The sequence below is a fragment of the Cupriavidus sp. 01L45 genome, assembly GCF_056399885.1.
In genome coordinates, this window is sequence record NZ_JBFTSG010000029.1 from 93,619 (window position 1) to 106,781 (window position 13,163).

Consider the following 13,163-nt stretch of genomic DNA (forward strand, 5'->3'; position numbering starts at 1 on the left):
GGCTTCGCCCTGCCGTCCACATCGCCGGATGTGCCCTGGTGCAATTAATGCGGCACTGTGTCACATAGCGCGCGGCAGGGGGTCTTCCGTATCGTACGCGCCTATCCAAGCACGACGAAAAGGCGCGGCCCCAAGCAGGTCCGGCGTCACAAGGGAAAACATGAAACGAGCCAGACACTGGAAGCGGCGTGCCGCCGCCCTGCCCGCCGCGGCATTCACCAGCGCCGCCCTCGCACAAGCCGCCAGCCCGGCCCCGGCGGACGCCGCTGTCACACTGCCCATAACCACAGTGACAGCCAAGGCGCCGGGATCGCTGACCGTGCCGAATGTCCAGCAGCAGAAACAGGCGCTGGACCAGACGGCCGGCTCGGTAGGCTTTGTCGACGCTGCGTCCTACAGCGACACTTACGCCAGCAACCTGCGCGACGTCCTCAAGGATGCGCCAGGGGTTTATGTGCAGGAGCGCTACGGCCAGGAACTCCGGCTATCCGTTCGAGGGTCGGGCATTGCGCGCGGCTATCACACGCGCGGCCTCGAAATCCTGCAAGACGGCATTCCCACCAACTTCGCGGATGGCAGCGGCGACTTTTACCAGATCGATCCGCTCGGCCTGAGCGCCGCGGAAATCTACAAGGGCGGCAATGGGCTGGCTTATGGCAGCACCACGCTGGGTGGCGCCATCAACTTCACCACGCCCACCGCGCTGACCGCCGACGCGCCCAACCAGTTGCGCGTGGACGGCGGCAGCTTCGGCACCGTGCGCGCCAGCGGCCAGGTCTCGCGCCAGATCGGCGCTTTCGATTTCCTGGCCAACCTGAGCGTCAACCACGCCGATGGCTACCGCGCTCATGAGCGCGGCCAGTACGAGCAGTTCAATGCCAACTTCGGCTACCGCTTCAGCCCGGCGGTGGAAACGCGCTTCTACCTCGGTGCCTATATCGTCGACCAGAAGCTGCCCGGCTCGCTGTCGTTGTCCGATGCACTGAACAATCCGACGAAGGCCTCGCCCGCCGCGGTGGCCGGCGACCAGGCGCGCAATACGCGTACCGAGCGCGTTGCCAACGTGACCACCGTCAAGCTCGACAGCGGCCAGCTCGATTTCACCACCTGGGTCATCCACAAGAGCCTGTACCACCCGATCTTCCAGGTCATCGACCAGGACTCCTGGACTTACGGGTTCGCCCCGCGCTACACCGGCACGCAGACCGTTGGCGGCCTGCGCAACCAGCTTATCGTCGGCGCGCGCTTCTTCGGTGGCAACAACGATGCGCGCCAGTACATCAACAACGCGGGCAACCGTGGCGCCCAGACGCTCAATGCGGCGCAGGACGCGTATAACTACGAGGCCTATCTCGAAGACCGTCTTTACGTAACGCCGACTGTCGCGCTGATGGCGGGCGCCAAGGCTTACCGCAATGTCCGCAACTACCATGACTACGGCGGTCTGCCGGCCGACCCTACAGCCAAGTCCGACAGCGTCGCCTATAGCGGCGTGAACCCCAAGTTCGGCGTGCTGTGGGAGCCGGTTCGCGACGTGCAGGCCTTTGCCGACATCACGCGCAGCGCGGACGTGCCCGACTTCACCGACCTGACCCAGACCTTCGCGGCCACCACCCGTTTCGTGCCGCTGAGCGCCCAGCACGGCTGGACGCTGGAACTGGGCACGCGCGGCAAGCGCGAGCGATTCTCCTGGGACGTGACCGCGTACCGCTCGCTGGTACGCGACCAACTGCTGCAATACACCACAAACCCGAATATCCCGGCCGCCACCTTCAACGCCAACCGCACCACGCTGCAAGGCGTGGAGCTTGGCGTCTCGAGCGACGTGCTGCAAAACGTGTTCGGCTCGGGCGACAAGCTCACGCTGTCGCAACTGTGGAACTACAGCGACTTCCGCTTCGACAACGATCCGCAGTACGGCAATAACCGCATCGCCGGCGTGCCCGAGCACGTGCTGCGCACCACCATCGCCTACAGCCGCGCGGCCGGGCTGCGCGTGGCCGGCACCATCGACTGGGTGCCGGGCGGCGCCTATGTCGACTACGCCAACACGCTGCGCGCACCCGGCTATGCGCTGTTTGGCCTGCAAGCCAGCTATGAATTCCAGCGCGGCGTGACAGTCTTCCTCGACGCGCGCAACCTCGGCGACAAGCGCTATGTGAGCGACTTCAGCACCGTGACCGATGCCCGGACCGCAAACACCATGGTGTTCTACCCGGGTTCCGGCCGCGCGCTCTACGCCGGCATCAAATACAAGTTCTGAGCCGGCAGGCAGTTCGCTGGCATCCTGATGAGAAAAACCCGCCAAGGCGGGTTTTTCTCATTCCTGTGGCTGAAACCGCCCGGAAATCAATCCACCCGTTCCACCGCGGGCGCGTTCCATGCACCGTCCAGCATCGCTTGCCGGGGCCAATACACGCGAAGCGTCAGGTTGAAGGCGTCTGGCGGCGCCGGCAGCCAGTTGGCGGCGCGGCTGCCCTGCGGGCGGGCGTTCTGGATAAAGATATCGAGCGAGCCGTCGCGGTTATACCTGAGCCGGTCGCGGTCGCCGATGGCGTAGCGGCCAAGGGGATTGGCGACGAATGCCTGTTTGCTGTTGTAGAGGGTCAATGACCAGAAGGCATCGGTCGGCGGCATCTGGCCCTTGTTGAAATGCATCCGGTAGCGATGCGCGCCACTCAGCGGCTGGCCCGCGGCATCCACGCGCGTAATGGGGTAGAGCGCGTCCTCCGGCAAATTGGCGCCCAGCCCCACCCATGCCACCACCGCACGCTTGCCATAGGACGTACCGTAATTGCCGAGATCCCGGTGCACGGTCCATTGAATCCCCGGCTCGCCGCCGCGCCTGGCGGCTGCGACGATGCCCGCCAGGGCGGTCGTGGCGCCTTCCTGCACCGCGCGCGCCGTCGAGGGCTCCATCGCAGTTACGGAGAATGGCATGCCCGGGACGATGCCGAGCTTCTTGGTCGATTCCACCATGGCGGCGTCGGCCGCCGCGGGCGGATTGGCGGGCAGCAGCGCTGCGAAACGCGTGAAGAACGCCTGCGCGTCCATGGCTGCCACCTGCTCCACAGGTGGCGTCTCCACGTCCACGGCAACCGCTTCGGTCAGGCTTGGCTGCGTGGCCTTGGGCCGCGCCTTGCCACCCCGCTGCCATGCCGAGAGCGGCATCAGCCGATACTGGTCTTGCAAGTGGCGGACCGCCGCATAATCCTGCTTGCCGTTGGTCTGGGTACGGCCAATCAGCCACACCATATCCGTGGGGGCGCGAATTTCCTTTACACCCGCTGGCAATGTGCCTTTCCATTTAGGACCGGTTACGGCAAACACAGCCCGCTTGGTACCGGTGGTACGCTTGCCTGGAGACGCGAAGACATTGGTCCATGCGTCCATCAGCGGCATCAGGTAATAGCGGCCGTGTGTATCGGGCAGCGACAGGATCACCGGCTCGGCGGACAAGTCCAGCCATGCCGTCGAATAAAGCGTATCCGCATTCGGGCTGACCACCTCGGTGAAAGAAGCGTCCGGGAAGCTGCGCTTGTGCGAGAAAGTATTGACGGGCGTGCGCGCTGTCATGACTTCGCGCGTCACATCCATCAGCACCAGTGGATAGGCGTAGACGAATACCTCGGTCGACAAGGCCTTGTTGGCCGCATCGGACGGCAGCGAGGAGGCTTGCGGCACGGCGGACGATTGCGGGCCCGTGGCACAGGCGGACAACAGCAGACCGAGCGCAAGCGCACTCGTTATTCGGCGTAGCGAAATCATCATGACCCCGGTTCCTCGTCGGACTGGCGACCTTCCACGCGCTATCGCCGACGAACGGACGACATCCTTGCGCGGAGGTGCGATTATTTTCCCCGAGCGATGATGTTCCGCAGCAAGGTACTTGTCAATTAAACCACGGTGAACAATGCGGGGAAGCGAACCAACACCCGTTACGCCGCGCCTCGTCCCGGCATACTCGCGCCGCGTCTTGCCCTCCGCTTTCCGGCCAATCCGGCAGCCTGAGTCAAGACAATATGTTGTCGGGCGGGAATACAGGCGTATGAACCGCCTCTCCGGCAGAGCCTGGATCTTTCCGCACGGGACTGCAGCGATTCGCCCCACCGTCAAGGCGTGCATTATCTCGATAATGCGCAGAATAATAATCCCAGCGCGAACCGTTTCGATAACGTAGACCCGTGCGCGGTATCACCATTGGCGCGCAAACTCGCGCCCAATATCCGGGCATCGTTCAGGGATATAACCATTTGCCGTGAGCCGGACGGCGCCAGGGCGGCATGGCGCGCGCCGAGCGATTGTCGCCACGACGCACGGCGGTCCTGAAACACGCTCCCGATGTTCGGCTTGGGCGCTCCGCTCATTTGGCCGATACTGGGAATGCTGGCCGTCCTCGCTCGCCGCACGGTGCTTCGGCCCGGCTTGCCCCAGCGTCCAGATGCGAGCGGACCGGACCGCGGATTGCATTCACGCGATGGACGAGACCGTCATGGCAACTGGCAGCGCGACGTTGGCCAAGCACCCCGATCTGTCACCGGCGCAGGTATATCTCTTTGCGTTCACGCTGGGCTGCGCTACTGGCGTGGATTTCGTGGCGTCATCCATGATGGGCGTCGCCGGTACGCACATCCGGGGCGGCATCCACGCCTCGCCGGAGGATTTTCTCTGGAGCCTCACGTCCTATGCCGCCGCGGCCATGGCCGCCAACCTGGTGCTGCGGCGCATCGCGCAGGACATCAGTTATCGCGGCTATACCCTGCTCGGCCTGGCCATCGCCACCGTGGGCGCCGTACTGTGCACCGTTTGCAATACGCCACTGGAACTGAGCCTGGCGCGCGCCGTGCAAGGTTTCGGCGCCGGCGGCTTGTTCACCGCCTCACGCATCATCATCCAGCTGGTGGCGGCCCGCGAAGAGCGCCGCCCTCTCTTTCTCGGCTTCAATGCCGGCGGCATGGGCCTGGCGGCGCTGGCCCCGTGGCTCACGGCGGTGCTGGTGGAGGATGCGAGCTGGCGGATGATCTTCGCGGTGCAGGCAGGCATGTCGGCCGCGGCGATCCTGCTGGTGTTCGTCTCGTATCCACGACGGCTCGCGGCATCGCTTGCACCGTGGGAAGTGGACGTCGGCGGCATGGATTGGATTACAGTGATCTTGCTGGGCACGGGCGCGCTGGTCCTGCTGCACGGGCTGGGCGACCTGCGCTTCTATGAGTTGACCAGTTCGCCATCGGTGGCTATCACCCCTCTCGCCGGACTGGCGCTTGTTGCGGGCGTCTTCATCCACCAGCACCGCCATCCCGATCCCTGGCTCAATCCCAAGCTGTTGTTCGGCCGCCGCTACCTGGTCGGGCTAGGCTTCTACACCCTGTACTACTTCCTCAACGGACTGTGGGGATATGTAGTGCCCAGCACGCTGCAGTCCGGGCTGGGCTTCACGTTCCAGACCGCGGGCAAGGTCTTGACCATCACCGGGCTGATCGGTTTTGCGGGTCTTTGCGCCTTTACCTATGCGGGCACGAGGCTGAAGGGGCAGCGGCGCTACATCGCCCTGGGCTATTTCATGTTTGCCGGCGCGGCCTGGCTCCTGAGCCAGCGGATGATGCCGGGGGCATCCATGGCCGTCCTGCTGCCGGCCCTGACGCTGCAGAGCCTGACCACGCCCTTCATCCTGGCACTGGTGGCAGGCCTGACCTATGCGGACTTCAGCGTCGAGGATTTTGCGCACGCGTATCAGTTCAAGAACATCATGCGCCAGATCGCAACGGCCGGCGGCACCGGCGTAGCCAGCCTGTGGCTCCAGTACGGCGAGGCAATGGCGCGCACGCAACTGGTGGCCCGGATCACCCCGTTCGACCTGCCCGACGGCTTCGATGCCGCCACGCTGACACGCTGGTCGGCACTGATCGACCAACAAGCGCAGTTGATTGCGGTGAGCAATCTCTTCGCGCTGCTGGCCTTCGCCTGCGTGGGTGTGGCACTGGTTGCCGTGGCGCAGCGGGCGCTGCGGTAAATCACGCGAATACTACACAGTCATGGACGCACCGCGCTCCAAAATCCCCCAAAGCGGCGGGATTATGAGTCAGCAAAGGGACTCTACAATGCTGCAGCGCGGCGCAGATGCCACGCCAGCCAGCCGTACAGGACGCATGACCATGATGTATTACGTTCTCGGATTTTTACTCTTCGAAGCTTTGTGGTTCTTCCCATTCAGGAAGGTCTTCAAGGCCGCGCATTTTGGTGGGCTGTACGCCTACCTGGCGCTGATCCCGCTCATYGGCCCACTGCTCTGCATCTGGATCCTCGCGGCCCGCCCCTGGCCGCTCAAGACCAAGCTCGTGCGCACGTTCTCCCAGACCTGACACGCGCGAGTTGCCAATCCCGGGCCGGCATGCGCCTGGCGCCAGACAAATCGCCAGGCGAAGGTTTCAGAAGTCGTGCTCTTCCAGCAACACGGGGTTCAGCGAGCGGTCCGCGGACCATTTCGCCCATGCCGCCTCCTGGATACGGCCAAGATTCCGCTCGAAAATACCCAGGTGGCTGCCGATCTGGCCCTGGGCCAGCGCATCGAGTGCCGAACGCGACACAAAGCCACTGCCTGCCACGCCGTCCGCCACGATGGAGAAGCCGATGAGCTCGCCATCTTCGGACGGGGCTGGAGTGTGTATCTGGAAGGCAGTCGACATCATTTGCTCACTTTGAATCGGAGACAGGATCCTAGCATGGCCGGCCTGACGCAATAGCGCCAGGGGCCCGGCCCGGGCCACCCGCACATTCATGCACGCCGTCATGGGAAGGGTATCGCCCGATTCCATCATCGGCCCCTCCTCCATGAGTATCCTCCTTACGCATTGAAAAGAGCACTTATCTGCTCATCACCGTCAGGAGGCACAAGCATGGATCGTCGTCATTTCCTTACCGCCGCGGTAGCCGCCGCGGCTGTCGGCTCTGCCCCCGCGTTTGCCAATAGCTGGCCGAGTCGTCCGCTGCGCCTGGTCGTAGCCTATCCCGCCGGCGGCGGTACCGATGTGGTGGCGCGGTTGTTCGCCGACTTCCTTGGCAAGTCCCTCGGCCAGTCGGTGGTCGTGGAAAACAAGCCCGGCGGCGCAACCATTCCCGCGACGCTGGACGTGATTCGCGCCAAACCGGATGGCCACACGCTGCTAATGACGCTCGGCTCCTCGGCTACCTCCGGCGCGCATATCAACAAGGTGCCCTATGACCCCCTCACGGACCTGACGGCACTGGCCGAAGCGGCGCGCGCGCCGGTGCTGCTGGTGGCAACCAAGAATGCGCCCTTCTCCACGCTCGCCGAGATGATCGCGTATTCCAAGAGCGCCAAAGCGCCACTGCATTCGGCTTCCTACGGCCCGGGCACGTCGTCGCACTTTGGCCCGCTGCTGCTCAACAAGCTCGCCGGCAGCAGGCTGGAGCCGGTGTTGTATAAAGGCTCGGCGCCCGCCACGCAAGACCTCGTGGGCGGCGTGGTGCCAGTGATGATCGACGGGCTGACCACCGCGGTACCGCTGTACCAGTCCGGCAAGACCAAGGCTCTGGCCATCACCACGCCGGAACGCTCGGACATGGCGCCGGGTGTTCCCACGTTCCGCGAGCAGGGATTTCCGGGCATGGAGCAATTGAGCGGCTACTTCGCGTTGTTCGGTCCCAAGGCCATGCCACCGGATGTCGTCGCCGCGGTCTCGGTGGCCATCCAGAAAGTGCTGACTGATTCGGCCTATCACAAGCGGCTGTTCGCGGTCGGTGTATTGCCGCCGCAGTCCATTACGCCGCCGGCCTTCGCCGCCCAGGTCAAGGCAGACTATTTACGCTGGGGGGAATTCATCAAGGAGATCGGCTTTACCATCGACGCTTAAGCCGCGGTGCTGGCGCGTGCGCAACGCGCGCGCCGGTGGTGCCGTCGTCAGAGCCGCGCGGCAGCCGCCGTGACCCAAGCCGCGGTCTTATCCGGAATCGTGACCGGCAGCATGTGCCCGCCCGGCACGAGTTCCAGATCCAGCGCCGGCAGTTTGTCCTTCATCGCCTTGCCGTGCGCCTGCCAGTCAAGCACGGCGTCGGCGGTCCCATACAGGATGCTGATCGGCAGGGTCAGCGATGCGTAGCGCTGCGCCATGCCGGGGAGATCCTCCGCCACGCTGACCATATCGGACGACGCGGCGTAGAAACTGCCGGGCCGCAGGCCAAGCAGCCCGCCACCGGCAATCGCAAAATCCTTGGGCGGCTGATCGGGGCTGAAAACCAGATCGAGCATTGCCCGCCCGCGCAAGATGGACCTGGGTACCGCCCATGTCCACGCGATGGCGCGACGCAGCGTGGCGGACGAGATCGACAACGCGCGGAACATGGGCGGCACGCCCTCCACCGGATGGGTCAGCGGCGCGATCAGGGCGAGGCCGCCGACCGCGCCGGGATGATCGAGTGCAACGCCCAGGGCAACCGCGCCACCCAGGGAATGGCCAACCAGCAGGGGATTCTCCACGCCGAGCGCCCGGATGAACTTGGCCACGACCGCGCTTTGCGCGCTCAGGCGGGCCGACATCGCCGCTGGCCTGGTCGAGTACCCCGAACCCGGCCGGTCGACCAGGATGACGCGGAACCGGCTGGTCAGCCGCTCCAGCAAGGAGTGCGAGAAATTCCCGGTCTGCCCGCCCAACCCGTGAACCATGACAATGACGGGGCCCTGGCCCTTGTCGATGTAATGAAGCCGGGCACCATCGATCTCAATGAACTTGCCCTTGGGCGGCAGCGCCTTTTCCACCTTGTGCGCGATGAGTCCGGTAAATGCCACCAACCCAAGCAAAACAATCCCACCGATGGCAATGCAGGCAATCAATATGGCCATTGCGTCTATCCTTTCAACTGTTAACGGAATCGGCGGCCATGCCGGCAGCCACCGCCGGGCCGGGCCGCATGGCGTCCGCGCCGGCGCGGCCGAACGCCATCTCGCTGTCCACGACCCTGCCGAACTTCAGGGCCATCAGGTCGAACAGGTAGTTCTGGTGGACCTTCCAGGGCCGCCTGGAACCCTGCTTGGGCAAAATGTTGCTGGCGCGCCGGACATAGCCGGAACTCAGCGACAACGAAGACTCCTCACCGGCAGACGGATCCGTGCGGCGCGGTGCGCACCACGCATGGCCATGCGCGTCCATATGATTGAGCAGGCGGCACACGTAGGTCGACGACAATTCCGCCTTCAGGGTCCAGGAGGCGTTCACATAGCCCATGGCGACCGCCAGGTTCGGCATGTCACTGTACATCATGCCCTTGTACATAAAGGCCTGCGCCGGGTTCATCGGGGTTCCGTCCACCTCGATCTTCATCCCGCCCGCCACCTTCAGTTGGAGTCCGGTGGCCGTCACGATGACATCGGCATCGAGCCGCTCGCCTGAGCGCAACTGCAGTCCGGTCTCGGTGAACGATTCGATCTGGTCGGTGACTACCGACGCCTTGCCGGAACGAATGGATTTGAAGAGATCGGAGTCCGGCACAAGGCAGAGCCGCTGGTCCCACGGCTTATAGGACGGCGTGAAATGCTTGTCGACATCGTAGTCCGGGCCGAGCTGCGCGCGCACACCCTTGAGGATTTTCTGCTTGACCAGATCCGGCTTCTTGCGCGACAGATTGTAGAAATACATGCCCAACAGGACGTTTTTCCAGCGCGTGACACGATGGGCCATCCCCGCCGGCAAACGCCGCTGCAACCATGCGGAAACGGCATCGCTCGACGGCCGTGCCACGATGTAGGTTGGCGAACGCTGCAGCATGGTCACATGGGCCGCGCGCTCCGCCATCGCCGGCAGCAGCGTGACGGCGGTCGCGCCGCTGCCAATTACGACCACGCGCTTGCCGTCATACGCCAAGTCAGACGGCCAGTGCTGCGGATGCACGATCTTGCCGCCGAAGCGCTCCATGCCAGGCCAGCCTGGCATATAGCCATCGGCGTAATCGTAGTAGCCACTGCACAGGTAAAGAAAGCTGCAGGTAAAACGGACCGGCGTGCCATGCGGACCGGCCGTTGCCTCGACTGTCCATCGCGCGGTCTCGGTCGACCACGACGCCTGCGTGGCGCAGTGGCCAAAGCGGATATGCCGCTCGATGCCGAATTCCCGGGCCGTACCGCGGATGTACGCCAGGATGGAGTCGCCATCGGCGATCGACTTTTCACTGCGCCAGGGGCGGAAACTGAAGCCGAGCGTATACATGTCCGAGTCCGAACGCACGCCGGGATAGCGAAAGAGGTCCCAGGTACCGCCGATCGCCTCGCGCCCTTCCAGGATGGCGAAGCTCTTGCCGGGGCAACTGGTTTGCAGGTGGTAACCAGCGCAAATACCGGAAAGCCCCGCCCCAACGATCAGCACATCGACGTGTTGCGCCGCGCCTTCATTTGCGGCGTGCCCCGCCTTCAACGCTTCGGCCGACGTGCCGGCATGGGCCTGGGAATGCGGATGTTCCGCGTTGCCTGATAGCATCGATAGTCTCCTGTTGACCAAACCGGGCCGGACGCTTGCCGCGCCGAATTATCAACGTGCATCCGTGTTGTCTTCAGACTAGACTAGGGTGTTCACCCTAATTAATCAACCGGGATTGCCAGATCTAGGGCTTACCCCTAAGACCCAGCGAAGCAAACATGCAGATGACGAAACATGACAGGATTGGCCGGCCATGACGGCGGAAGGTGCGCCGGCCCGGCGTCCCAAGACGCGCGAGCGCATTCTGGATGCCTGCCTGAGCCTGTTCAACGAGCGCGGCCCGGTCGTGGTCACCACTGCGGAAATCGCGTCGTCGGTTGGCATCCAGGAGGGCAACCTCTACTACCACTTCCACCGGAAGGAGCAAATTCTCGAGGCACTCTTCGACGATTTCGAGCGGGCGCTACGTGAGACCTCGGTAGCGGATCTGGCGCAGGGCGATGACCCCGGCCGTTTTGCAAGCTACCTGAGCGGCTGGTTCAGCCTGATGTGGGAGTGGCGCTTCTTTTATCGCGACGCGGCGTCCATCCGTGGCCTTGCACCGGCATTGCGATCACGCAGCGAATTGCTGGCCAACGATGGGCAGCATCATGTCCGGCGCGTGTTCGGCTGCATGGAATCCGCTGGACTGTTGCGTGCCACGCCCGAGCAACTTGACCAGTTGGTCGTCAACACCTGGATCGTGTCTACCTACTGGATCGACTATCTCCGGTCCCGTCATGGAATTGATTCCATCAAGCGGGAACACATCAGTTGGGGGGCGTCACAGGTGATGAGCTTGTTCTCGCCATATATGACGAAAACGGGGACGGCACTACTGAATATTCAGGGGGCGCGGGATTGACGACACCCATGACGCCATCTCTGCGGACGGCGGCATGGCGATCCCCACCATGGCCATCGCCATTGACGACATGCAGGAAAGCGAAATCGCTCTAAGGTGAAAGCTTGCCCCGCCTGCGCCATGACGGCATCCGGGATTCCTTGAGTCACTTACCGGAGAGGAACATGACAGTGACGCTCAGGTATTGGTCTGAAGACGGCGATGAGGAAACCGTCGATGTATCGTCAGTACAACTCCTGTTGCAGATGACACCCCACCCTCCTTCGCCATTGCCGAAGAGCGCCCCGGCCAGCGAAAAGAAGCCTGAAAAGTGGACCATCCCAGACGATCCCCCAGGTGATTTCGCCTAGCGTGCATGCGGCGGCAGGCCAAGCAAAAAGCCCGTGCGGCATGAACCGGACGGGCTTTTGGTGTTGGTTGCGGGGGCAGGACTTGAACCTGCGACCTTCGGGTTATGAGCCCGACGAGCTGCCAACTGCTCCACCCCGCGAAAGAGAATATACGCGGATTAAGAGCATCTGGATACCCCTAATACAAAAAGAACTGGAAAGTGCTAAGGCAAGCGGCCATTTGCGTAAGCAAGCGGCGTCTGATCCATGTGGCAAGTGAAGGACAACTGGCCTCGCGTGCGCCACATGTACATCGCACCTGCTCCACACTCGCCTGGAAAATATCTCCAAAAACGCTCAGCCATTGCCGTCTATCCACAGCTTCGCCCATTCATAGGCCGCCACCTTCGCGTCGGCGGACGAGGCATGATTGCGGCCAATCGACCTGGCATCCTGCACTACCGCCCCATCCTCCCAGATCGCGCACGACGCAATGTGCAATCCGTCCTTGATCGTCTTGCAGTAGACGTGGACGACATAGCCTTTGTATTCCGTGGTGCCGCTTTCCATCTGCGTCCTAGCTCCATTTCCATTTCGATGGATGCTAGCACGCGGCGCCTGCACAGCCCGGTGTCACAAGCGTCGTGCGGGCGAACCGGCCGCAGGCCGGTCGCATTCCAGCCGCTTGATCAGCGGATCAAGCGGCGGTCGACTTCTTGGCTGCCGCGCCAGCGGTGGCGCCTTCCTGCTCGGCGGCCTTGCTAGTGGCGACGGCTGCGGCCTGGAGAGTGCTTTCAGCAGTTTCAACGGCCTGCTTGGTTGCCTTCTGCACTGACTCGTAGGCGTTGTTGGCGGCGCTGATCGCGGACTTTACGATGGCAACGGTCGACTCGGCGCCTGCGGGCGCATTCTTGGCGAAGCTCTCGACGAGGGCCTGTATCTTCTTCGAGTTTTCAGCCAGTTGGACTTCGGCGACCTTGGTGAACTCTGACTGGGTCTCCGAGGCAATGTCGTACACGTGGCGGCTATACGCCATGGCTTTTTCGGCAATCGGCTGGACCAACGAGGCATGGATGGCCAGGATCTCCTGGGCATCCTTCGCGGCGAGCGCCTTCCTGGCGTTATCCACGTTTTCGGTGAAAGTCGTCTTGACCACTTGCAGGTTCAGTTCGACCAGCTTCTCAATACCTTCGAAGGCTTTGGTGGTCAGGCCGAACAGCGTTTCCACATTAGCCTTATGGACAGCCGCGACTTGTTCCGGGGTGAAGTTCATGCTGGTCTCCATGGGTTAGGTTCAACACTGTGCAAGGTAGGCTGTTTTGATGTCAAAGACATGACGCAGCCGACTTTCGCCGATCAGCCGTGATCGCGACGGATGACAATTTCGAAGCCGCAAAAGCAAAACCCCCCAGTACTTTCGTACTGGGGGGTTTCAAGGGAGAGCCTGGCGATTACCTACTTTCACACGGGTATCCGCACTATCATCGGCGTGGAGTCGTTTCACGG

The 13,163-nt window shown here is 63.1% G+C and carries 12 protein-coding genes and 1 tRNA gene; 6 read left to right on the top strand and 7 right to left on the bottom strand.

Annotated elements, in window-relative coordinates; translation table 11 throughout:
- The first annotated feature begins 160 nt into the window (after positions 1 to 160).
- Positions 161 to 2,263: a TonB-dependent receptor family protein gene (locus AC1DT6_RS20545; RefSeq protein WP_441634929.1), complete on the top strand. Its 2,103-nt coding sequence runs from the start codon at positions 161 to 163 to the stop codon at positions 2,261 to 2,263.
- Between the two features lie 86 nt (positions 2,264 to 2,349).
- Here AC1DT6_RS20545 and AC1DT6_RS20550 read toward each other — a convergent pair whose 3' ends face one another.
- Positions 2,350 to 3,771 carry a DUF1254 domain-containing protein gene (locus AC1DT6_RS20550; RefSeq protein ID WP_441634927.1) on the bottom strand — a complete coding sequence of 474 codons (1,422 nt, stop codon included), beginning with the start codon at positions 3,769 to 3,771 and terminating at the stop codon, positions 2,350 to 2,352.
- 721 nt (positions 3,772 to 4,492) lie between these two features.
- On the opposite strand from AC1DT6_RS20550, the gene AC1DT6_RS20555 reads away from it, so the two are divergent.
- Both AC1DT6_RS20555 and AC1DT6_RS20560 read left to right on the top strand, forming a co-directional pair.
- Positions 4,493 to 6,010 carry an MFS transporter gene (locus AC1DT6_RS20555; RefSeq protein WP_441634925.1) on the top strand — a complete coding sequence of 506 codons (1,518 nt, stop codon included), beginning with the start codon at positions 4,493 to 4,495 and terminating at the stop codon, positions 6,008 to 6,010.
- A gap of 88 nt (positions 6,011 to 6,098) precedes the next feature.
- Positions 6,099 to 6,359 (top strand): hypothetical protein, encoded by a 261-nt coding sequence (locus AC1DT6_RS20560; RefSeq protein WP_441634923.1) that lies wholly within the window; start codon positions 6,099 to 6,101, stop codon positions 6,357 to 6,359.
- 66 nt (positions 6,360 to 6,425) lie between these two features.
- Here the strand turns inward: AC1DT6_RS20560 and AC1DT6_RS20565 are convergent, their stop codons facing one another.
- Positions 6,426 to 6,686: a hypothetical protein gene (locus AC1DT6_RS20565; protein ID WP_477103045.1), complete on the bottom strand. Its 261-nt coding sequence runs from the start codon at positions 6,684 to 6,686 to the stop codon at positions 6,426 to 6,428.
- A 207-nt stretch (positions 6,687 to 6,893) separates the two neighbouring features.
- Here AC1DT6_RS20565 and AC1DT6_RS20570 point away from each other — a divergent pair, with 207 nt between their 5' ends.
- Positions 6,894 to 7,871 carry a tripartite tricarboxylate transporter substrate binding protein gene (locus AC1DT6_RS20570; RefSeq protein WP_441634919.1) on the top strand — a complete coding sequence of 326 codons (978 nt, stop codon included), beginning with the start codon at positions 6,894 to 6,896 and terminating at the stop codon, positions 7,869 to 7,871.
- A 47-nt stretch (positions 7,872 to 7,918) separates the two neighbouring features.
- Here the strand turns inward: AC1DT6_RS20570 and AC1DT6_RS20575 are convergent, their stop codons facing one another.
- Both AC1DT6_RS20575 and AC1DT6_RS20580 read right to left on the bottom strand, forming a co-directional pair.
- Positions 7,919 to 8,857 carry an alpha/beta fold hydrolase gene (locus AC1DT6_RS20575; protein ID WP_441634917.1) on the bottom strand — a complete coding sequence of 313 codons (939 nt, stop codon included), beginning with the start codon at positions 8,855 to 8,857 and terminating at the stop codon, positions 7,919 to 7,921.
- Positions 8,858 to 8,870: 13 nt separating this feature from the next.
- Entirely contained in the window at positions 8,871 to 10,484 is a 1,614-nt protein-coding gene (locus AC1DT6_RS20580) for a flavin-containing monooxygenase (RefSeq protein WP_441634915.1), read from the bottom strand.
- A gap of 193 nt (positions 10,485 to 10,677) precedes the next feature.
- On the opposite strand from AC1DT6_RS20580, the gene AC1DT6_RS20585 reads away from it, so the two are divergent.
- A complete protein-coding gene (locus tag AC1DT6_RS20585) occupies positions 10,678 to 11,328 on the top strand; it encodes a TetR/AcrR family transcriptional regulator (protein WP_441634914.1) in 651 nt (216 codons plus the stop codon).
- Between the two features lie 164 nt (positions 11,329 to 11,492).
- Entirely contained in the window at positions 11,493 to 11,678 is a 186-nt protein-coding gene (locus tag AC1DT6_RS20590; RefSeq protein WP_441634912.1) for a hypothetical protein, read from the top strand.
- A gap of 64 nt (positions 11,679 to 11,742) precedes the next feature.
- On the opposite strand, the gene AC1DT6_RS20595 is transcribed toward AC1DT6_RS20590, so the two are convergent.
- From AC1DT6_RS20595 to AC1DT6_RS20605, 3 genes are all read right to left on the bottom strand, one after another.
- Positions 11,743 to 11,818, bottom strand: a tRNA-Met gene (locus AC1DT6_RS20595).
- 196 nt (positions 11,819 to 12,014) lie between these two features.
- On the bottom strand, positions 12,015 to 12,227 hold the full coding sequence (locus AC1DT6_RS20600) for a hypothetical protein (RefSeq protein ID WP_441634910.1): 213 nt from the start codon (positions 12,225 to 12,227) through the stop codon (positions 12,015 to 12,017).
- A 127-nt stretch (positions 12,228 to 12,354) separates the two neighbouring features.
- Complete coding sequence (locus AC1DT6_RS20605) at positions 12,355 to 12,930, bottom strand: phasin family protein (protein WP_441634908.1); 576 nt, start codon at positions 12,928 to 12,930, stop codon at positions 12,355 to 12,357.
- Positions 12,931 to 13,163 lie beyond the last annotated feature (233 nt).